Source organism: Oscillospiraceae bacterium, from assembly GCA_034925865.1.
Classification (GTDB): Bacteria; Bacillota; Clostridia; order Oscillospirales; family SIG627; genus SIG704.
This window is the reverse complement of the sequence record JAYFRN010000029.1, coordinates 43543-65991: the sequence shown is the minus strand read 5'-3', so window position 1 is coordinate 65991 and position 22449 is coordinate 43543. Positions and strand designations below refer to the sequence as shown.

The window sequence follows — 22449 nt, the reverse complement described above, 5'->3', positions numbered from 1 at the left end:
GTTCACGCCTTCTTTTCATCATTCTTCGGCTGCCAACTCATCTTCTTCCGAAGCTCGGCGCCGACCTTTTCAACCGGATGCTCAGCTTCTTTCTGACGCCGGGCAGTAAAATTGGGCCGTCCGGTTTTGTTTTCATCAAGCCAGTTTTTCGCGAATGTCCCGTCCCGGATCTCCCCGAGCACACGCCGCATTTCCGCTTTGGTGTCGTCCGTTATGATCCGGTCGCCGACACAATAATCTCCGTATTCTGCCGTATCGCTTATCGAATAGCGCATAAAGGAGAGGCCGCCCTTATTAACAAGGTCGATGATAAGCTTCATTTCATGCACGCATTCGAAATACGCGCTTTCCGGTTGATATCCCGCTTCGACAAGAGTTTCAAACCCGGCTTTCATCAAAGCGGAAACGCCTCCGCAAAGCACGCATTGTTCTCCGAAAAGATCCGTTTCGGTCTCCTCCTTAAAGGTGGTTTCAAGAACGCCGGCACGGGCGCCGCCGATTCCCATTGCATATGCAAGCGCAAGCTCATGTGCCTTTCCGTCATAATCCTGATAGACGGCGATCAGGCATGGCACGCCTTTGCCTTCCGTATATTGACTGCGGACGGTATGACCTGGTCCTTTTGGCGCGATCATAATGACATTTACATAGTCCGGAGGAACAATTTGCTTGAAATGGATGTTGAATCCGTGCGCAAAACATAAGGTCATGCCTTTTCTGAGATATGGAGCGACCTTTTCCGTGTAAATTGCCGCCATTTTTTCGTCGTTGACGAGCATCATGACAACATCGGCTTTTTGTACCGCTTCATCCGTGTTCAGAACTGTGAATCCGTCTTCCTTTGCGCGTTCGGCGCTTTTGGAGCCCTCATACAGGCCGACAATGATGTTCATTCCGCTGTCTCGCAGGTTTTGCGCGTGAGCGTGTCCCTGACTTCCATATCCTATTACCGCGATCGTTTTTCCGCTTAAAGCCATGGGATTGCAATCTTTTTCATAATACATCTGTGCCATCTTCGTTTTCTCCTTGTTTTGTTTCATAAGTTATTTGAAGTGTGTTTTTGATATCCGTAGATAAAGCAAGCGCGCCCGAACGGCAAAGCTCGTAGATCCCAAGTGATTTGCTTTGGTCGATGAAAGCCTGTATTCTTTCGGGGCTTCCGGTAATATCAGCGATAATGAACTGGTCGCAGAGATGCAGAACCTTACCGCCGTATTCATTGATCAGCGCCGTTATCCCGTTGTTGCCGTTTCCGTTTATTTTCAGCTTTATAAGCAGATGCTCCACGGATATGGATCCTGATTTATCCAGGATTACGGCGGACTTTACGTCATATAGCTTATTAAGCTGACGTATCACCTGCGTTTGTATATATATGTCTCCGCTTGATACAATAGTCATCCTTGAATATCGTGGGTCCTCCGTTTCTCCGACGGAAAGACTGTCGATGTTGTATCCTCTTTTCCCGTACAGCCCGGCAATCCGGTTTAAAACGCCGTGCCGGTTGTTCACTATCAGTCCTACGGTAAACCTTTCTATCATTTTTATTACCATAATTTATTAATCAAAAATGATGAATAAATCTGTCCTTATAATAATATTTTAGCGCAAAAAGCACTTTAACTTCGAAGCTGAATTTATAGAGACTTATCTGTCCTCCCCTCCAAGCCGGATTTCCTTGACGGAGCCTCCGGGCGGTATCATCGGAAACACTTTCGCGTCCATATCAATTTTGCATTCCACCAAGAACGGGCCGTCATGCGGAATTCCCGATTCAAGAACTCCGCGAAGAGCGTGCAGGGAATCAACCGTGCATCCATCCGCGCCAAACGCCTTTGCAAGAGCGACAAAATCTGTTTTTCTTCCCAGCGTTGTCGACGAGTACCGTTTTTCGTAAAACATATCCTGCCATTGACGCACCATTCCGAGAACTCCGTTGTTCATCAGTATGATCAATATAGGCAGTCTTTGTGAAACCGCGGTCGCCAGCTCGTTAAGGTTCATCCCAAAGCTGCCGTCTCCCGTAAATAATACGGTTTCAGCCCCTGATGACGCGACGCAGCCGCCGATCGCCGCGCCAAGACCGTATCCCATTGTTCCAAGCCCGCCGGAAGTCAATAATGTACGCGGCTTTTCAAAGGGATAATATTGCATGACCCACATCTGATGCTGTCCTACGTCGGTTGCGACTACGGTATCGGGTTTGCAGAATTCCTTGACACATCCGATGATGTTGCCTGGCGTAAAGCTTGTGAGATCGTCACAAACGTCTTTTTTCTTCCATTCAAGGATCGATTTTGTCCATTCGGTGTTTTCTTTTTTCGGAAGTTCGTCTAAGAGTCGGGAAAGGATTTGCTTCGCGTCTCCGCATACCTCGATAATCGAGGGTATATTCTTGCCGAGCTCCGCTTCGTCGATATCGATATGAACCACAGTGCATTTTTTTGTGTATTCCTCAAGATTTCCGGTAGCTCTGTCGCTGAAGCGCACTCCCACCGCGATCATCAGATCCGCCTCCGACTGCGCAACGCTGGAGGCATATTTGCCGTGCATACCGCACATGCCGAGATTAAGCGGATAGGAATTCGGAATGGCGGTCAGACCCATCATGCTCAGTCCTATCGGAGCGGAAAGCCTTTCTGACAGCTTCAGCACTTCTTTCTCCGCATGAGCCGCGATCACGCCTCCTCCGCAGTAAATATACGGTCTGCGGCAGCTCTTGATTGCTTCGAACGCTTGATCAAGCTCCGGTTTGATCTGCCGCGGCGCATAGAAAGAACGGCAGTTTCCGGAATACTCGCAACGGGCTTTCTGGACGCTTTTCGGTATATCTATCAGCACTGGACCGCGCCGCCCGGACATCGCCAGCGCGAAAGCCTCCGTAATGACCGATTCAAGCTCATTAACCTCGCGAACGATGAAGTTATGCTTAACGATCAGTTGTGTGATACCGACAACATCGACCTCCTGAAAGCTGTCCTTCCCAAGGAGAGGCACGGCTACATTTCCGGTAATCGCGATTAAGGGGACGGAATCGAGATATGCGTTCGCGATGCCGGTGACAAGATTAGTCGCGCCCGGGCCGCTGGTGGCGATCACAACGCCGGGTTTGTCTGATACTCTCGCATATCCGTCCGCGGCATGAGCCGCGCCCTGTTCATGAGCGGCAATAATGTGCCTGAGCCGCTTAGCATTTTTATACAGCTCGTCGTAAATATCCAGGACCGCTCCTCCCGGATATCCGAACACGGTGTCGGTGCCGTGCCGGATGAGTTCTTCCACAAGGATTTGTGCGCCGGTTAAAGTCATAATGTTGCCTCCGTTTGTTATTGCCGCGCCAAATAAACACTGAAGAAAAAGAAAGGGCCTGCAGCGTTTCTGCTGCAGGCCCTTGAAAGAGTTTTTCTTCTACTTTCTCACCTTGTCAGCGCAACGCCAATAAGCATTATCGGTAATTACGATAATGCTAATAAGGACGACTACTATTACGCTGACGGTGAATGTGTACATAGGTATCTCCTAAGGCGGACAAGGTTATAAATTTAATAAATGCCGCCACGGTATCTTATATGCTGATAGTATACAGTACGATTTTTAAATTGTCAACACATATTTTTAAAATTCACATAATGTTTATATTTGATGCTTGTAAGAAGAGATTTGTTCTTACAAGAGTTATCTGCCACCATTCAGAATATGTTTTTCAAGTATGTCGACAGCTTCTAAATACCCTTGAAAATGTTTTCCGGTTATCGTTGCGATGCACGCTTCGGAAGTAAAAGATATGCGCCTGAATTCTTCTCTTGATTGAATATCGGATAAATGAACCTCTACGCATGGAATGCCCACCGCCCTGATGGCGTCCGGTATTGCGATGCTCGTATGCGTATATGCCGCGGGATTTATGATGATCCCGTCACGGCATCCGTATGCCTCCTGAATTTTGTCGACAATCGTTCCCTCATGATTTGAACAGAAAAAATCCGTTTCAATACCTTTTTTTCCGCAATATTCTCTTATCAACGCCGTAAGGTCGGCGAGAGTTCTGTTTCCGTAAATACCCGGCTCGCGGATTCCGAGCATATTCAGATTGGGTCCGTTGATCACCAGCAGTTTCAAAGCTTCATGTCCTCCTTGATTTTTATCGCGGTTTCATGTGAATTTTCATTCTTATAAATTCTGTCGCTCCATGAGCGGTAAAGAGGCATACGTTCTTCCAGAAGCTTTTTTATGCCCTTAGTCTGAGATATCGGTCTGTCCGTAACATCCAGTCTTGACGGATCCGAGTCGAGGAACACGCAGATGCTGTTCTGACGGATAAGCGCTCTGTTCTCCGGGACAGTCACGACGCCTCCGCCGGCGGCAATTATCAAGCCGCTTTCCTTTGACACCTCACGCAGGGCTTCTGTTTCCAATTCGCGAAAATGCTTTTCTCCATACCGGCTGAAAATCTCAGGTATTCTGATGCCTGTCTGCTCATAAATAAGCATATCCGTATCGACTGCTTTTCGCCCGGTTATCTCCGACAGATACTGCGCCACCGTTGTTTTTCCGCAGCCAGGCATTCCGATGAGCACGATGCTCTCCGTTTTACGCCGGATGCATTCGATTATCTCCTCCGTCAGATTTTCATTCGATTTTTTCCCCAGAAACAGCTCTCCGGCCTTCACTCCCTGTGCGGCCAGCATGGCAAGCCCGTTGCGCGCGGTGATTCCCAGTTCTTCCGCCTGAAGCAGCAGAGCTGTTTTGGTCGGATTGTAAATCAGATCAATAACTAGGCGGCAGCGCGGAAACCGGCCGAGGTTGACCGGCGATTCTCCGTTATTCGGGTACATACCGACCGGAGTTGTGTTGACGATTATTTCCGCGTCCGAATGAAGGGATAAATTACCGTAGTTGTTTTCTCCGGTTCTTGAAATTACCGTGTGAGAAACGCCAAGCTCCCTGAACACGGCACAAACTGTCTGCGAAGCTCCTCCGCTGCCGAGTACCAATGCTTTTTTATCCTTAAGCGTTTCCGCGTCCCGCCCGAGCAGGTATACAAAACCATAATAATCTGTATTATCGCCGAACCAGCTTCCGTCCGTCATTCTGAGCATGGTATTTACGCTTCCTATAGTCTTTGCGCGCGGAGAAAGCTCACGGCACATCGGAATGACATCCTTCTTGTATGGAATTGTCACATTGATACCATCAAGCTCTGTATCACGCAAAAACAGCGCAAGCTCTTCCGGTTCCAGTGGGTATAATTTGTATTCATATCCACCGACCATGCTGTGTATATCGGGAGAAAAGCTGTGTCCGAGCTTTCTCCCTATCAAGCCGAAGCGTTCCATATCACACCAATTCGGTATAGCTGCCGAGATATTTAAGTCTTGTGACCGCACCCTCAAGATCGGTGAACACACGAAGGAATTCATCAGAATAAACAGAAGTATCGAGGTCGAAATAGAACATGAAATCAAAATCACTGTTTACGAGCGGACGGCTTTCCAGCTTTATGAGGTTTATGCCGAGCGTGTTGAAACGCGACAGCACTCGGTAAAGCGAGCCCCGCCGGTTTGGCAGCACGGCCATCAGACTCGTCCGGTTCGCCCCCGGATAAATTTCGAGTTTTTTGGAAATGCAGATGAATCGTGTAAAGTTGCTGCCCTTATCCTGAACGGAATCAATCAGACATTCAAGACCGTAAAGCTGGGCGCAGTAAAGCGAAGAAAGCGCCGCAATGTCGTTCCGTCCGGATTCCTGAACTGATTTAGAAGCGGCGGCGGTATTTTCACATGGAATTATCTTTACATTTTTAAGGCTTTGCAGAAAATCCTGACATTGGGCAATCGCCTGTTCATGTGAATAAATTTCTCTTATATCTTTGAGTTTTGTGCCTTTATTGACCAGCAGGCAGTGATCAACCTTGACCCGGCTGCTGCGCACTATATAGCAGTCGTGCTCCATCATCAGGTCGTAAATACGGTTTACGGAGCCGGCAGTGCTGTTTTCCAAAGGCAAAATGCCGTATTGGCACAGCCCCTTTTCCACAGCAGAAAATACACTGTCAAACGTGTTGAAATACATGATGTTTCCCGCCGGGAATATTTTCGTACATGCAAGCTGAGAATACGATCCCTCCACGCCCTGACAGGCTATAAGCGGACGAACCGGAAATTGCTTTTCCGTTTCCGCAAGCGCCTTACGGATTTGATTCCCAATCGGAGACTCGCCCGAAATGATTTTATTCTGAGCGGAACGGCTTAAATCAAAGATAACCGAAAACATCGTATCAGTCACTGACGCAAGCTCGCCGCCGACCTGTTCGGCAAGCGACGCCAGCTTTTCACGTTCCCGCTGCGGATCATAAATGGGGATGTTTTTCTGAGCCTTAAATTTTGCGATGCTTTCCACAGTCTTCATACGTTTTGCCATAAGTTCCGCGAGCTGACTGTCGATTTTGTTTATTTCAACACGCATTTCATCGAGTTCCATATATTTTCTCCTCAAATATTTGTTAATAATTACCGTCAAGAATCTTCTATTGCTTATTCAATAATGATTGCCGGCAAGCCATGCGTCGCAAACCGCCAATGCCGCCGCCGCTTCGATACAAGGCACCGCGCGCGGTATGATGCACGGATCGTGTCTGCCGTGAATATTCAGCTCTTTTTCTGTCATTTCCTTCAGACTCACCGTCTGCTGAGTTATCGCAATCGATGGTGTCGGCTTGATTGCAGTCCGGAATATCAGAGGCATACCGGATGTGATTCCGCCGAGAATCCCGCCGTGATTGTTGGTCTTTGTTCGGACGGTATCGCCGTCTGTAATGAAAGGATCGTTGTTTTCGCTGCCACGTAGAGCGGCGCAGACAAAGCCGTTGCCGAATTCGATGCCTTTAACTGCCGGAATACCAAACACGACCGAAGCGATGCGGTTTTCCATACCGTCAAACATAGGATCGCCTATACCGGCCGGCAAGCCGATGACAGCGCATTCAATCACGCCTCCGACCGAATCGCCCGCGTTTCTCGCTTCATTGATGCGTTCCGCCATTGCTTCGCCGGATGCTTTGTCTATAACGGCAAGCGGCAGCTTTAATATGCCGCCGAAATCGGACAGCGATACATTAACCGGGTCAAAGCGCCGGTCGGCGACATCCGCAATCCGTTCAATATGCGCGCCGACATATATATTGTTCAAGGCAAGCAGCTGAAGGCATATGCCGCCCGCCGCACACAGCGGAGCGGTAAGCCTTCCGGAAAAGTGACCGCCGCCGGAAATATCCTGATACCCGTGATATTTCATCTGAGCCGTAAAATCCGCGTGCCCCGGGCGCGGCAAGTCGGAAAGCCCGGAATAATCCTCCCGGCGTATGTTCGTGTTCCGGATCATCGCGCACAAAGGCGCTCCGCAGGTTTTATCGCCGACAAGCCCGGAAACAAATTCGACTTCATCCGTTTCCGTCCTCGCCGTGGTCATACTGCTCCGACCCGGCGCGCGACGCAGCATGAAAGTCTGTAATTCCTCTGTGTTTATACGCAGACCGGAGGGCAGACCGTCTATCACGACGCCAATCGCCTCAGAATGCGACTGCCCGAATATTGAGATATGAATATTGTTGCCCCAGAATGAGCTCATGCTTTCTTCTCCCCTTCCTTTACACATCCGCCGAGAACAGTAAAGTCCTTGAAAAATTCTGGATATGATTTGCGAACGACCTCCGCTCCGGTGATTATAACGCTGTCTTTGCATATTACCGACGCGGCAGCGGCCATCATGACAATTCTGTGATCGCCGAAGGAATCAACTTTTCCCCCGGATAGAAAGCCTCTACCGCGAATTAATATAGTATTATCATCCGCTTCGGCATTACCGCCGAGCTTTTTCAACGTATCGCACACAGAATTGACGCGGTCGCTTTCCTTTAACCTGAGGCGGCTGACGTTTTCAATTACAGTCGTCCCGTTTGCGGCTGCGGCTGCAACGGCCAGGGCAGGGACGAGATCGGGAATGTCGGCCGCGTCTATTCGAATGCCGTTCAGATGCCCGGGGAAAACGGATACCAAATTGCCATCCCGGCTTATCCCTGCTCCGAAATGCCTGAGAATATCGCAAACCGCCCTGTCTCCCTGACAGCTTTCGGGCAGCAAGCCGGATACGGTAATTCCGCGCCCTGCCGCGGCGGCCGCGCAAAGCCATAACGCGGAATTAGACCAATCGCCTTCCGGCTTAATTATGTCAGGCGTTCGGTATGTCTGCCCCCCTGGAATCCTGAAACCGTATTCTGTCGGAAATACTTTTATCGAAAAATCATCCAATACCGCAAGTGTCAGCTTTATATATCCGAGAGACTGTATTTTACCCTCTATAATTATCTCACTTTCGCCGGAAAGTATCGGCAGAGCAAAAAGCAGCCCGCTTATGAACTGAGAAGAGACATCGCCCGGTATCATGTATCTTCCGGGTATAAGCGGGCCGGAAACAACGGGACAAGCTGTGCCTTTTCCGCAAATTTTTGCTTCATGCTCCTCAAGCGCCGCCCACAGAGCGTCCATCGGTCTTTCAGGAAGCTTTCCCGATAGACTAAACCGCGCTTTGCGACTGAGCGCGCAGACAATCGGAGCGATAAACCGATAAGTGGATCCGCTTTCTCCGCAATCAAGAACTCTGTCTGTTATATTCCGGGAAACAGGAATAATACGTATTCCACCGTCTTCTATTCGTATATCCGATCCGAGCGAATTCAAGCATCGGATGGTGGCATTTATATCCTGAGAAACAGCTTCGCATGGCAAAAACAGCTCCTTTGTGCCCAGTCCGGCGCATATAAGCAGTCTGTGTACATGGGATTTAGAGGATATGGCGGAAACATTTCCGCTCAAAGCTTTGGGCTCTATGGTTATAGTCATGGTTTTACCGCTCCAATCCAAGCCGCAGAAATTCCTTTGCTTCCAAAAGCGAAACGCTTTTAAGCTCGCATACTCCAATATCCCGCGGAATAACAAGCGTCAACCGGTCTGAACTCCTTTTTTTATCGGAAAGTACAGCCGCAAAAAGCGATTCCGTATCATATTCGGTCGTAAGCGGAAGGCCGTATCGTCTCAATGAGTTTTCTGTTTCATCAAGGCAGGACACGGGACAAAGCCCTTTTTTTACACAAGCTTTAGTTATAACCATCATGCCGATTGCGACCGCGTTTCCGTGAGGAATCATATATCCGCTGCATTTTTCCACAGCGTGGCCAAAGGTATGACCGAAATTCAATATCTGACGTTCTCCCGCTTCACGTTCGTCAGCGCAGACGATATCACGCTTTATTTCAACGCAGCGCGCAATGATATCTTCAGATGTGTCGCCCGTAAAATCTCCGAGCGATGTGATAAGAGCCGCGTCGCGTATGATTCCGTATTTTATGACCTCGGAATATCCGTTTGAAAGCTCGTTTTTCGGGAGAGTGGACAAGGTCTCAGGGTCGCAGATTACCATATCCGGCTGATAGAAAGCGCCGGCGAGGTTTTTCCCTTCGTCAAGATCGATCGCCGTTTTCCCTCCGACGGACGAATCCACATCTGCCAAAAGCGTGGTCGGTATCTGGATCAAACCAATCCCGCGCATATATGTCGCGGCGGCAAAGCCCGCGAGATCTCCCGTGACGCCGCCACCCAAGGCAAAAACGGTGTCCGTGCGGGTCAGCCTGCTTTCAGCCATGAAATTTAACAAACCGATATATGTCACTGCATTTTTGAACTGTTCTCCGGCAGTAAAAACATATTTTACCGGTTCAAAACCTGCCTTCCGGAGAGAAGTGTCGAGCATATCGGAATAAAGCAAATTTACATTGCTGTCGGTGACGATCACGGCTTTACCCGGTACACGGACCTCTGCGGCAAATGTTCCGGCATAGAGTAAAAGTTTTTTTTCGATTCTGACTTCATATTTTTTAGAGGGCGTTTTGACAGAAATTATTTTCATTTTCCGTCGACCTCTTCTTTCTTTTTACGTCCTTCATCTAAAAGCCTGCACATTGTATCCGTGTCATCTGAAGCAAGCGCATTTCGATACTCATTGAGAGACGCGATTATAATATCCATCTCATTCAGCAGATTATCTTTGTTTTCATAGAATAATTCAGTCCACATGCCCGGGTTGAGCCATGCGACACGCGTAAGATCCTGATATGAACCGGCGGAAAAGCCTTTGTGTTCGAGTGCGGTCGGGCTTTTTATATACGCATTTGATACAATATGCGCAAGCTGAGAGGTAAAGGCGATAAGCTTGTCATGCTTTTCCGCGGTCGTAACGGAAACCGAAGCAAAGCCGGCAGGCATTACGGCTCGCTTGATGCGTTCAAGCAGATCAATGTCTTCAAATGTACGCGGTACGACGACCATACAGGCGCCTTTAAACATATTCTCACTGCTGTTTTTGAATCCCCGGCGATGCGTACCCGCCATAGGATGACCGCCCGCGAATTCAAAGCCAAATTTCACCGCCAATTGGAATCCAACCTCGCAAATCCTTCTCTTTGTCCCGCAGCAGTCCATTACAAGCGCGGATTTTGAAATAAACCCCGCGTTTTTATCAAGCCAGACCGCGGCTGATTTCGGCGAAACCGCTATCATGATCAGGTCGCAGGAAATAAGTTTTTCTGACGTCAGCACACCGTCAATCGCTCCGGATATGCCGGCGAATTCCTGAATGGAGCCGTCAATATCATAACCGAAAACCGCCGCGCCCGCTTTCTTGTATGCTTTCGCAAGAGAGCCTCCTATCAGACCGAGCCCAACAATACCGATTGTCATTCTGCCAGTGCCTCCCTCACTTTTCGTACCTTACATGCTATGTGATCGAACTGATCCGGAGTGACGGACTGCGCTCCGTCGCATAACGCGTGTTCGGGATCGTTATGCACCTCAATCATCAATCCGTCCGCGCCGGCCGCGGCCGCGGCGACCGCCATTGTTTCCACAAAACGCGAAATGCCTGTCGCATGGCTCGGATCGACGACAACCGGAAGATGCGTCAGCTCATGAAGAGCCACGACCGCGGACAAATCCAGAGTGTTTCTGGTATAGGTTTCAAATGTACGGATGCCTCTCTCACACAGAATGATGTTTTCATTTCCGCCTGCCATTACATATTCCGCACTCATAAGAAGCTCCTTGAGCGTATTTGCGAGGCCGCGTTTAATTAAAACAGGCTTTTTTGTCCTGCCAAGCGCTTTAAGCAGATCGAAATTCTGCATATTCCGCGCGCCGACCTGTACTACATCAACGTTTTCGAAAAGCTCAAGATCGTTGATGTTCATTATCTCTGAAACAATAGGCAGCCCGGTTTCTTTTTTCGCTTCAAGAAGCAGGTCGATCCCTTCCGCGTGAAGCCCCTGAAAATCATACGGCGAAGTGCGCGGTTTGAAGGCACCGCCGCGCAAAAGGCCTGCGCCTGCGCTTTTTACTCTGTTTGCAATCTGGAGAATTTGTTCCCGTGACTCTACGGAGCAGGGACCGGCTATTATCTGAAAGTTACCGCCGCCGATCTTTACACCCGCTATATCAATCACGGAGGGATCCTCATGAAATTTGCGGTTTGCTTTTTTGAACGGTTCGCTGATGCGTTTGACCGTATCAATAATTGAAAGGCTTTCAAGTAAACCGATGTCCACCTTGCTGGTATCTCCGATCAAGCCTATAATTGTGTGAAATTCTCCCTGAGAGATATATGTTGAGAGACCCATTCCTTTGAACCACTGGCAAAGGCTTTCCATCTGTTCCTTTGTGGTTCCGTTTTTCAATACTGCAATCATTTCTTTCTCCTTTCAGAAATAAAAATCGGCTGTGCAGTGATTCTGCACAGCCGCGATTCTTTTCAATCATTATTAGAATCTATCTTATGGCAGTACAAATCACTTCTTTCGGTTGTCCCAAAAGAAGTAATAAAAGTATACAGTTGCCATATTGAGCTTCTTCATAATAATGCGTTTTCTCCGCTTGCTATTTTGTAATGACATCAATTTTATAAATGCATCCGTCATTATAGTATATGCTGCGGCAATTGCGCCGCAATAACTAATAAGGGCAGTATAACATACGGTTTATCGCTTGTCAATAATTTTTTTGAATTCAATTAAATAAAAAAACGGGTAATTCCAAAAGTAAAATCCACAATGAAATTTACTTTGGAAATCTTTACTGAAAGCGCCCGAAGACCGAAAGTATGATATATTGCAATTATTTAACTTTTATGATATACTGTCCCGTATAATTATATACGGAGGAATGTAAATTTGTGCGGTTTTGCAGGTATATTTAATAATAACGGACTCGGTGGCGCTGAAGAAACAGCTTTGGAAAAAATGTCAGAAACGATTTCATACCGCGGTCCTGATGAAAATGAATGTGTTATGCTTGATAAGATCGCTTTCGCTTTCAGAAGGCTGTCTATAATCGACCTCGCCGGCGGCACTCAGCCGTTTTTCCTTGAAAGCGACGGGATTTGGGGCGTTTTCAACGGTGAAATATATAATTACCGCGAATTAAGAACAGAGCTTTCCGCAAAGGGGCGTTCTTTCCGCACTAATTCCGAAATTGAAGTAATATTGACGCTTTACGCAGAAGAGGGCGATTCATTTATCACAAAGCTGCGCGGAATGTTCGCGCTGTGCTTTTACGAGACGAAGACCGACCGGATATTTTTAGGACGCGACATGTTCGGTATAAAGCCGCTATTTTATAATGAATCCTCGTCCGGTATCACCTTCGGAAGCGAAGCGAAGATATTTCGTTATGCCCCCGCTTTTTCGGGCTATAAGATAGACAGCGCTCTGCTGCAGCATTATTTCACATTTCAGTTTGTTCCGGAGCCGGACACCCTCGGCGGAATAAAATCGCTTCCGGCGGCGTCATATCTTGTATACGATTCCTCAAAACCCGAAGCGCAAAAGCTTTCAATAACGCGTTATTTTGACCCGATGTTCAGGCCTGACAAATCAAAAAGCTTCGAATATAAAGCGGACGAACTCAGGGATATCCTCGAGACCTCCGTTAAATACCATATGATCAGCGACGTTCCCGTTGGCACATTCCTGTCAAGCGGAATTGATTCTGCCATTATTACAGCCATATCAAGCAAGCTCAATCCCGGAATAAAAGCCTTTACGGTCGCCTTTGGCGTAAAGGAATATTCGGAAATTGAAGACGCGGCAAAAATCGCGCGCCATCTTGATGTCGAGCACATAAAGCTCGTGGCGGATGTGGAGGACTTCAAAGACGCATTTGAGGATGTCGTATACCATCTTGATTCCCCGGTGGCCGATCCGAGCACGGTGGCGATATATCTGATCTGCCGCGAAGCGTCAAAGCACCTGAAGGTCGTTCTTTCCGGTGAGGGAGCGGATGAGCTGTTCGGAGGATACAGAGTCTACGCGGAGCAGAAATGGTCGCGCAGGATTTATTCGCTGCCCGGCTTTTTGAAGAAATTTTTAAAATTTCTTGCCGATTCTCTGCCGGAAAACGTCAAAGGCAAGCAGCTTCTGATTCGCGGAACAACGCCGATTGAAGATCGTTACGTCGGAAATGCGTTTATATTCACCGAGGAGCAAAAGCGATCATTTTTAAAGACTTATGATGAAAATGTACGGTTTTCTCAGCTGACGCGTCCGTATTATGAAGCCGCCCATGCCGCTTCGCTGCCGCCGATGTCGGAAATGCAGTACATAGATATGTATACCTGGATGCGCGGAGACATTCTTGTAAAAAGCGACCGGCTGGCTATGGCGCACGCGCTTGAGGTAAGAGTGCCGTTTCTTGACCGTGAGGTTTTCCGCGTTGCATCATCGCTGTGCGAGAACGAAAAGCTTAAGAGAAATACAACCAAATATATTCTAAGATACGCGTTCCGCGATTTGATCGACGAAGAGACCTTTATGCGTCCGAAGCTCGGATATCCGGTTCCCGTAAGAAAATGGCTCCGTAACGAGCTTTACGGCTGGGCGCGTGAAATACTCGAAAGCCCGTATGGCGACGAATACATCGTCAAGTCAGAGGCTTTGAAAATGCTCGACAAGCATAGGGACGGAACAAAGGATAATTATCGAAAAATATGGACGATCCTCGTCTTTAAAACCTGGTATAAGCTTTATATTTCGGACGAAGCGTATAAAAAAGCCGGGAATGACGCGGAAAGCCGGCTGGTAAAAATACCAACTTAAACAGAAAACGAAACAACACGAAAGGAATAATTTAATCAGATGCTTCAGGTAAACAACATTTCAAAATATTACGGCAAAACACTTGCCAATGACAATTTGAATTTCCATCTGAATGACGGACAGATAGGAATTTTGCTCGGCCCGAACGGCGCTGGAAAGTCGACGCTTATTAAATGCATTGCCGGTCTTTTGCGCTTTAATGGCAGCATCTCGGTAAACGGTTTCGGCAATAAAACTCTTGAAGCAAAACGTCTTCTCGGTTACATACCGGAAATGCCCGCCATTTACGATCTTCTGACAGTGTCGGAGCATATCGAGTTTATAAAACGCGCATACAGAATGCCGGATGACGGCGGTTATTCCGCTTCATTATTGGACAGATTTGAGCTTTCAGATAAAAAGGACAAACTCGGCAAGGAGCTTTCGAAGGGCATGCAGCAAAAGCTGTCCATATGCTGCGCTCTGACCCATCGTCCGCGCGTCATAATTTTCGACGAGCCGATGGTCGGACTGGATCCGCACGCCATAAAAGAGCTCAAACAGGTTTTCAAGGAGTTAAAATCCGACGGCGCCACTATTTTAATATCGACTCATATGATCGACAGTGTTGAGAATTACTGGGACGTGACTCATATCATGTTAAAAGGCAGGATTGCCGCGCTGCGAGTCAATTCAGAGGCGGGCGCGGACAAAGATCATGAAATTTCTTTGGAAGAGCTTTATTTTCAGATAACCGAAGGCACCGGTTCCGCCGCGCGAAACGACGGAACAGTAACGGGGTGACGAAGTGAAAGACGCTTTGTTTTATCTTGTAGTTACAAGATTCAAAAATAAATTGCTGGAAATACTGCGAAATCCTAAGAAGCTGATATACGCCATAATAATGATCGCATTAATGGTTATGGTAATTGTAATGCCGACATCAAGGGAAAACGGGGAAAGCCCGCGCGATATGCGTGAGCTCGGAGCCGGAGTGGCGGTTGTATGTACTCTGATCTTTTATTTACTTATTAAAAACGGCTTTGGCAGAGGCGGCGGGATTTTCACAATGCCGGATGTAAATCTGGTTTTTACCGCTCCGATAAAAAATCGCAGCGTTTTGTTTTACGGTCTTGTCCAGCAGATGGGAACATCCCTTTTGCTCGGATTATTTATCATATATCAATATGCCTGGATGCATAACGTATATGGTATAACGCCAATACAGTTGATTGCAATACTGCTTTGCTATTCGGCTACGGTATTCGTCGGTCAGCTTTGCGCCATGACTATTTACGCCATGACCTCCTCCGATGATAAACTGCGCCGTAAAATACAAATTGTTATATATTCACTTCTCGCGTTATATGCCGCTTACGGAATAATAACGCTTTTAAGCAATCCTTCGTCTCCCCTCACCGGACTTGGAACATGGGGAGGAAGCATATACGCATATCTCTTCCCGGTTTCAGGGTGGCTTGCCGGAGCCGTTTTCGGTGTCTTGGCTTCGTCTGTTTATGCGGTGATCGCGGGAGTCGGAGCGACTGTAATTTTTATTGTCGGAGCGTTGGCAGTCTTTTCAACCGCGCAAAGCGATTATTATGAAGATGTAATCAGTACGGCGGAAAACATGCAGAACGCCATACTCGCAAAAAAAGAGGGAATGATCGGAGAAGCTGTTCCCCGAAATATAAAGCTCGGCAAAACAGGCATTGGATCGGGAGAGGGCGCAGAGGCATTTTACTATAAACACAAGCTTGAAAACCGGCGCGGACGCGTGTTTATCCTTGATTCTGTTACCCTTATATTTGCCGTTGTGACAATAATATTCGCCGTCATTATGAAGGAACAGGGCATAATCGCCGTATTTTCTTTCTCCACCTATATGCAGATCTTTTCCGCTTTCAGCGGAAGATTTCAGAAGGAATTGTCGAAGCCGTATATATACCTCGTGCCGGAGCCGCCCTTTAAAAAGCTGCTCTGCGCAATTCGCGACAGCCTGCTGGGAGCAGTGGTGGAAGCCGTCGTCGTATATATACCGGTTTCTGTCATACTTGGTCTTTCACCGGTGGAAGCATTGTCTTGTATTGTCGCCCGCATATCGTTTTCTTTTATCTTTATTGCCTGTTCGATCCTCGCTTCCCGCGTCTTCGGATCGGGAACAGGCGCGGTAGGAATGATGATGTTCAAAATTTTTATGATGCTTGCCATAGCGGCGCCCGGCATTATTCTTGCCATTGTGCTTTCATCACTCAGCGTTGTGATAGTTTCAGCCACGGTGACTTCATTTGCCGCGATATCGCTTATTAACTTTCCGATTGCGCTCGGCGTTATGTTCTTATGCCGCGATATGCTTCAATACGCGGAAATAAACGGATAGGAAAATAAGGAGTGTCGCTCCTTTACAAGCCGGGGATAATTTTACTCGCTATGTAAAAGTTTTGAATTTACGATAATTTTCTTTTAGGGAAATAACAGAGAATAATTGCCGGAGGCGCATTAAGCGTTTCCGGCAATTATGATTTCCTGATAAGTTCGGTAAAAGTAAACCTGAGTTGTTTTACTGCTTCCCGTTTAAAGACATTTTTTGTACATGGTTCCATCTCCGATATACAATTTCCGCAATCCATGAGCTCGGAATTATCTTTCCGAAAAAGGCAAGAACTCGGTTCAGACCGCCCGGTATATAAATGCCCTTTCCGGACAGCGCGCGGTCGAGAGTTTTACGTGCGACGATTTCAATAGGGTTTGTGGTGGCGCTGCCCCAGAAGCCCTGCGCGGCAATGCCTTCCATTGCTTCCTTTGTTGTGACCATTCCTCCGGGGCAGAGAGTGAGCACATTGACATTCTGGCTTTTCAGTTCCTGCCGCAGTGATATCGCAAAATCAAGAAGAAACCGTTTGGACGCGGCATAAGTCGCTTTCAGGGGCATTGGAAACATAGAAGCAAGACTGGATACAAACACTATTATAAATTGTCTGTCCGGTCTGCGGCGCTCCAAAACAGAATGGGTTATGCGAAGCGTCGCCGCATTGTTGAGTGATACGATCTTTACGAGCTTTTCACGTTCGCGTCCCGCAAAGCTTCCTTCAAAATCCAGACCGGCAATGTTTAGCAGCATATCAAAGCGAATGCCTTGGCCGTCAATAACCTCCAGCAATTCGTCAACGCTTTGAGAATCGGTAAGATCACAGGCTTTCGTGGCGACTGTGGCGCCGAATTGCCGCTCCAGTCCGCGCTGGATGCAAAGCAGTCCGTCGTTGTTTACATCTGTCAGAAAAAGCTTGTATCCGCGTCGGCTGCATTCGGTGGCAAGAACACGTCCGAGACCACCGGCCGCGCCGGTAATAAGTACATTCATGTCAGTCCTCCTTCACTGTAATTAATTCCGCAAAGGCGTTCGCTAAGTGCGAACAGTCGGTTTGCATTTTCAGATGTAACCTGTCTGCTGTAAGTTTGCTCTTTACATAGGTAATAATAAAGTCCGTCCGGAGGTTCTTTCTGCGCGCAAAGAAACGCATAAGTTTCTGCGGGTACCGACGGCGGTACACCATGATGCTTGCGCAGTGTCCATATGAAATTGACAAGTCCGCCGGTTTTCTTGTTGCCAATGTCGGTGTTTACAAGCCCGGGATCAACTACATAAGCATGAATACCGGAAAGCGCGTAACGGTCATTCAAGCCTTTTGCGAACAATATATCGCAAAGCTTTGATTGCTTATAAGCAGTCAGCGGATTGTAGCCGTGCCGGAGCATTATATCATCCCAATGCACTTTTATTCCCTTATGGGATCCGCTTCCGGTCATAAATACCCTGCCGTTCGTTTCCTGCAGGAACGGAAACAGCTTATTGGTTAATAAAAATGCGGCAAGGTAATTAAGCGCGAATTGCTGTTCATACCCCTCGTCCGTAGTCGTATACCAGCTTCGGACACAGCCCGCATTGTTTATAAGCGCATATAATTTACCATTGCAGTTTGAATTAATATATTCGGCGATTTTTTCAGATAACTGCAAAATTTCTTTTTGTTGCATAAGATCAGCTTGAAAATAAGTAATATTTGCGGCAGGATTCTCCGATAATATTATTTCTTTTGCCCGCTCGCAATTTTCTTTGCTGTGGCCTACGCCGATAACCATGAATTTCTGCCGGGTTAAAATACGCGCGATCTCCAGACCGATACCGGAGGTCGCTCCGGTTATAATAATTGTATTCATTTATTCACCTCTGAAAGCTTGAGCATTAGGTTTATATGATAAGGAGGCTACTGTACAAACCAGCCCCAGGCGTGCCAGAAGCCCAAAGCGCCGGAGGAGAGCATTGATACAATCATACCTAGGACAAAGCATGAAGCGAATATTGCAAGAGAGAAAAGCGTAATGCTTCTGATACGACGCTTGGTTTTTGTACAAAGCTGAGGATGGATCGCAAGCGGAGGCAAAGCTGCGTTCCCGGAAGCGAGGGATATGGCGTTATGATGAAAGCGGACATAAGCACGTATGATCTGACGTACAAACAAGGCAAAGTAAATACATCCCGCTGCCGCAAGCACAGCCAACGCGGCTAAGGAGAGGGCAAAAATCAAACCGCATCCGTAGGGCATGACGGGAATAAGAGAATAGATATTGAATCCGCCGAAAAGACAAATTGAAATCGCGGCGAAAGACAGAGAAACAGAGGCCAGAATCGCTTCCCATGCAAAAAGTAAAGCAATAAATATTCCTGCAAAAATATCTGCGAAAGCCAATCCGATAATTGTCGGGATTTTTTTACTGTAATTTTTCTCCGCTTTTGAATTGCTTTCGAACTGGGAGGCCAATGTTACGGGATTACCCAGTTTTGCGGAAATTTCTTCTTCGGAAAAACCGTCAGCGATTTTAAAAGCAAAATGCTGTTCATACTCAGAAATGATATCATCGGTTTCTGCAACATTGTTCTTTTTAAGCTCACTCATGAGCATATTCAAAAATTCATTCTTTTTCATTTGTATTTTCCTCCAAAAAATTTTCAATTGTTTTTGCAAACTTCAGGTATTCATCCCGGCCATTTTCATATGTTTCCCGCCCGAGCTTGGTCAAGGCATAATATTTACGGGGAGGGCCTCCGCTTTCTTCCTGCAGATAGGTGGAAAGCAGGCCGTCGCTTTTTAGTTTCCTTAAAATAGGGTAAACCGTGCCGTCTGCTATGTCGATGTGATCGGACAGAAATTCCGAAATCTCATATCCGTAACAGTCATGCTTTTTTAACAGTGACATTACGCATAGCTCAAGCACACCCTTTTTATATTGTGTGTTCACGTATACTCTCCTCTTTCAAAATCAGTAGCGGCTAATGATTACTATTACATTATATTCAGTAGTATGGAATTTGTCAATAGCTTTTTAAATATTTTTTACTTTTCTTTTATGCTGTACTTCATGAACTCTATCTCTATTTTTTTAATCCATAAAAAAGCTCATTTGGAAAAAACTCAAATGAGCTTTATGAGAATATTGCGGGACTTTTCTCAAAGGGTCATTAAGAGGGGATTACGGAATCCATATATTATGTATCGGGGTACTTATGTTTTGTTAATCTGTGGGAATAAACTCAATGCCGATCTCATGTGCAGATTTTTCAGCAGCTGAGCCTGAAGGAGCATAAATTATATAATTATTTATATATTTATTATTCCAGTCATTAAAATAAATGACTGTATCTTTTCCGGATACAAAAATGTAAATCTTTTTATTAACATCAAAACTTGGATGATATATGGGAAGATATGGCATTATAAAGAATTTCAAAGAAACGGGCAGTCGATACTCATTAAGGCCGGAATTACCGAAAGAAGAATGCGAGCATGATTCAAGAGACTTATTAAAAATGAAATTCTTGAGAGAAATGCAACCCCAAAAACATTTATTAGGCAGCGTTTTTAAAGCAGAAGCGGAAATATCAACGCTTTTCAACGATTTACAATCTTCAAATGCAGATTCTCCGATGGAAACAAGAGATTTAGGAAACACTATGCGTTCTATATTATTATTGTCGTAAAACAGACTTGTCGGTATGCATTTTACTCCCTCCGGAATGATTATCGATTTTTCTTTAGTTGGAAATGACAATAGATTTCCGGCAAAAACGTTATACTGATTAGAATTTTTCATGTCTTCAATAAACTTAGTGCCTTCAAAAGCAGATATATTAAGATACGGGATTGAATTGGAGAAATTTATATCATTTAGTTTTTGGCAATTAAAAAAGCATCTATACTCAACATACATTAATGATTTGGGCAATTTTACGGATTCAAGAGAAATGCAGTCGGAAAAACTTTCATGTCCGATGCTTCTGATTGAATCTGGAAAATCGAGCCTTTTAAGTGAAGTGCAGCCGGAGAAAGCAGAAGAGAGTATTTCAAGCGTTTTCTGGCCAAACTCTATCTTTTCAAGAGACGTACAATCATGAAATGAGAAGTCATAAATACACCTTATTCCATCAGGTAAAGAAATTTCTTTTAGGGAAGAACAGAATTGAAAAGCTGATTTCCCTATATAGATTATAGATTTTGGCATTTCAAAATCCTTGAGCTTTGTGCAACCGTTGAATGCACCATCTGCGATAATAACAACTCCATCCGGGATTTTTACTGATTCAAGATTTGAACAACGTAAAAAAGAACATTGACCTATAAATCTAACATTATTACCAATTATTACCTGTTTTATTGATTGATTATCCGAGAAAGCTCCATATGAGATATACTTTACATTATCCGGTATGACAACCGTCTCATCCGCACCTTTATATTGGCAGAGAATCCCGTTCGCGGATGTTATAAAATCATTATCGGTCTGTTCGTTTAAACCCCAGGGAGCGTCATTGTATCTAATAAATGATGAAGTAGCAAGATATTTATATGAATCTATATTCATTGGATGTTTTAAAATATCAATATCTCCTACAACAAATTTGTGTGTTAAGGGGAATTTTGATACCGTAATATTGGCATGATAAGAAAATGCAAATTCTCTGATTATTTCTATAGAAGAAAGATCAATCGACCGGAGCGAAGTACAAGAAGAAAAAGCATATTCATCGATTTCTTTGAGCTTTTCACAATTTATATTTATTAGATTACAACAGCCCAAGAAAGCTTCGGGGCCTAAATATTCACAGCTTTCGGGGAGTGTGATGGTTTCGACGGTATATGGATATTTTGAAGAGACAGTGCAACATATTTTTTTAATCCCTTCCGGCATCAACATATTTTTACTATAAGAAACATTTGATTTAATTAACAGTCCGTTGCCTGCTATGACATAAAAACCTTTCAATGAAGAATACCATGGTGTATCTGAAAATGCGTCTGCACGAAAAACATCGAGCTTTTTCGGTATGGTTACAGATGAAAGAGACGAACATGAAATAAACGCTTGGTGACCAATGTATTGGAGCGATTCAGGCAGATTGGTTGACTTAAGCTTACTGCATTCTCTGAATGCGGAGTTTCCGATTTTGAGAAGGCCATCCGGAAGGACAACCGACGACAGTTCTGTTCCGGAGAAAGCAGATTCTTCTATATATTTGAGTGATTCCGGAAAAACAACGCTTCTGACCGGTTTATTAAAAAAAGCATAGCTCGCAATACAGGTTATGCCTTCCGGAATGACAACATCTGAATCGTCACCATTGTATTCCATAAGCACGTTTCCGGCAATCGTAAATTCTTTCAATTTTACAGTTCCAGTTAAGTATTTTCTAACTTTATATTCACATATAAGATTCTTTAATGTGTATGGCAAAACTATTTCTTTGTAATTACAGCCATTCATGTTGTAAAACCCAAAGTTTTTGATTCCTTTGCTGAGAATAATTTTTTGGGATTGCTTTCTGGGATCGAAAACTTGCGGAAAAAAATCACGCATTCCGGTCACGGGAAGTCCATTGAATAATGCGGGGATTACTACTGTGTCACTCAATCCCATATATTCAAATACTTCTACGTGTTTTTCATATACTCCGAAAATCATATCATCCTCGACGACAATATCATAAAGTGCGATATCATCCGAAATATCTAAAAAATCCGGAATAACCTTAAGCTTTTGCTCCATATAACCCGACATGAAGACGCACATTAGAATAAGCAGGATAAAAAGAAGCATTGCAGGAGAGAGTGCTATGAGGCTTTTTGTATTAAGATCATTGAGACTTTTCATTGCGATGTTCCTTTCTTGTGTTTTCTGATAAATACGTTTGTATACAAAAATTGTGTAAAAAAGTGCCGGAA

At 45.7% G+C, this 22449-nt stretch carries 19 protein-coding genes; 3 read left to right on the top strand and 16 right to left on the bottom strand.

Annotated features, from left to right (window positions below):
- Window positions 1–2: 2 nt before the first annotated feature.
- The 11 genes from ilvC to aroF all read right to left on the bottom strand — a co-directional run bounded on the left by ilvC (window position 3) and on the right by aroF (window position 11791).
- Window positions 3–1013 carry a ketol-acid reductoisomerase gene (gene ilvC / locus VB118_10610; GenBank protein MEA4833049.1) on the bottom strand — a complete coding sequence of 337 codons (1011 nt, stop codon included), beginning with the start codon at window positions 1011–1013 and terminating at the stop codon, window positions 3–5.
- Window positions 994–1542: an acetolactate synthase small subunit gene (gene ilvN / locus VB118_10605; protein ID MEA4833048.1), complete on the bottom strand. Its 549-nt coding sequence runs from the start codon at window positions 1540–1542 to the stop codon at window positions 994–996. The genes ilvC and ilvN overlap by 20 nt, the downstream gene beginning before the upstream one ends.
- Window positions 1543–1647: 105 nt before the next feature.
- Window positions 1648–3309: a biosynthetic-type acetolactate synthase large subunit gene (ilvB, locus tag VB118_10600; protein MEA4833047.1), complete on the bottom strand. Its 1662-nt coding sequence runs from the start codon at window positions 3307–3309 to the stop codon at window positions 1648–1650.
- Window positions 3310–3675: 366 nt separating this feature from the next.
- Window positions 3676–4119, bottom strand: a complete 444-nt coding sequence (gene aroQ / locus VB118_10595; protein MEA4833046.1) for a type II 3-dehydroquinate dehydratase — start codon at window positions 4117–4119, stop codon at window positions 3676–3678.
- Window positions 4116–5336: a shikimate kinase gene (locus VB118_10590; protein MEA4833045.1), complete on the bottom strand. Its 1221-nt coding sequence runs from the start codon at window positions 5334–5336 to the stop codon at window positions 4116–4118. The genes aroQ and VB118_10590 overlap by 4 nt, the downstream gene beginning before the upstream one ends.
- Window position 5337: 1 nt before the next feature.
- The gene (locus tag VB118_10585; GenBank protein ID MEA4833044.1) at window positions 5338–6480 is read right to left on the bottom strand and encodes a prephenate dehydratase domain-containing protein; all 1143 of its coding nucleotides are present in this window, start codon (window positions 6478–6480) and stop codon (window positions 5338–5340) included.
- Window positions 6481–6537: 57 nt separating this feature from the next.
- Entirely contained in the window at window positions 6538–7626 is a 1089-nt protein-coding gene (aroC, locus tag VB118_10580) for a chorismate synthase (protein MEA4833043.1), read from the bottom strand.
- Complete coding sequence (aroA, locus tag VB118_10575; GenBank protein MEA4833042.1) at window positions 7623–8897, bottom strand: 3-phosphoshikimate 1-carboxyvinyltransferase; 1275 nt, start codon at window positions 8895–8897, stop codon at window positions 7623–7625. Before aroA ends, aroC begins: the two co-directional genes overlap by 4 nt.
- Before the next feature lie 4 nt (window positions 8898–8901).
- Window positions 8902–9960: a 3-dehydroquinate synthase gene (aroB, locus tag VB118_10570; protein ID MEA4833041.1), complete on the bottom strand. Its 1059-nt coding sequence runs from the start codon at window positions 9958–9960 to the stop codon at window positions 8902–8904.
- Entirely contained in the window at window positions 9957–10790 is an 834-nt protein-coding gene (locus VB118_10565) for a prephenate dehydrogenase (GenBank protein ID MEA4833040.1), read from the bottom strand. The genes aroB and VB118_10565 overlap by 4 nt, the downstream gene beginning before the upstream one ends.
- A complete protein-coding gene (gene aroF, locus VB118_10560) occupies window positions 10787–11791 on the bottom strand; it encodes a 3-deoxy-7-phosphoheptulonate synthase (protein MEA4833039.1) in 1005 nt (334 codons plus the stop codon). Before aroF ends, VB118_10565 begins: the two co-directional genes overlap by 4 nt.
- 480 nt (window positions 11792–12271) lie before the next feature.
- Here aroF and asnB point away from each other — a divergent pair, with 480 nt between their 5' ends.
- From asnB to VB118_10545, 3 genes are read left to right on the top strand one after another with little or no spacing between them, the layout of a single operon-like run.
- Window positions 12272–14194 carry an asparagine synthase (glutamine-hydrolyzing) gene (asnB, locus tag VB118_10555; protein ID MEA4833038.1) on the top strand — a complete coding sequence of 641 codons (1923 nt, stop codon included), beginning with the start codon at window positions 12272–12274 and terminating at the stop codon, window positions 14192–14194.
- A 39-nt stretch (window positions 14195–14233) separates the two neighbouring features.
- Complete coding sequence (locus tag VB118_10550; protein MEA4833037.1) at window positions 14234–14977, top strand: ABC transporter ATP-binding protein; 744 nt, start codon at window positions 14234–14236, stop codon at window positions 14975–14977.
- Between the two features lie 4 nt (window positions 14978–14981).
- Window positions 14982–16553 carry a putative ABC exporter domain-containing protein gene (locus VB118_10545; protein ID MEA4833036.1) on the top strand — a complete coding sequence of 524 codons (1572 nt, stop codon included), beginning with the start codon at window positions 14982–14984 and terminating at the stop codon, window positions 16551–16553.
- Between the two features lie 180 nt (window positions 16554–16733).
- On the opposite strand, the gene VB118_10540 is transcribed toward VB118_10545, so the two are convergent.
- The 5 genes from VB118_10540 to VB118_10520 form a co-directional block, all read right to left on the bottom strand.
- Complete coding sequence (locus VB118_10540) at window positions 16734–17534, bottom strand: SDR family NAD(P)-dependent oxidoreductase (GenBank protein ID MEA4833035.1); 801 nt, start codon at window positions 17532–17534, stop codon at window positions 16734–16736.
- Complete coding sequence (locus VB118_10535; GenBank protein MEA4833034.1) at window positions 17531–18391, bottom strand: SDR family NAD(P)-dependent oxidoreductase; 861 nt, start codon at window positions 18389–18391, stop codon at window positions 17531–17533. Before VB118_10535 ends, VB118_10540 begins: the two co-directional genes overlap by 4 nt.
- A gap of 47 nt (window positions 18392–18438) precedes the next feature.
- A complete protein-coding gene (locus VB118_10530; GenBank protein MEA4833033.1) occupies window positions 18439–19158 on the bottom strand; it encodes a DUF1700 domain-containing protein in 720 nt (239 codons plus the stop codon).
- Entirely contained in the window at window positions 19145–19471 is a 327-nt protein-coding gene (locus VB118_10525; GenBank protein ID MEA4833032.1) for a PadR family transcriptional regulator, read from the bottom strand. The genes VB118_10530 and VB118_10525 overlap by 14 nt, the downstream gene beginning before the upstream one ends.
- A 273-nt stretch (window positions 19472–19744) precedes the next feature.
- Window positions 19745–22378 carry a leucine-rich repeat domain-containing protein gene (locus VB118_10520; protein ID MEA4833031.1) on the bottom strand — a complete coding sequence of 878 codons (2634 nt, stop codon included), beginning with the start codon at window positions 22376–22378 and terminating at the stop codon, window positions 19745–19747.
- Window positions 22379–22449: the final 71 nt, after the last annotated feature.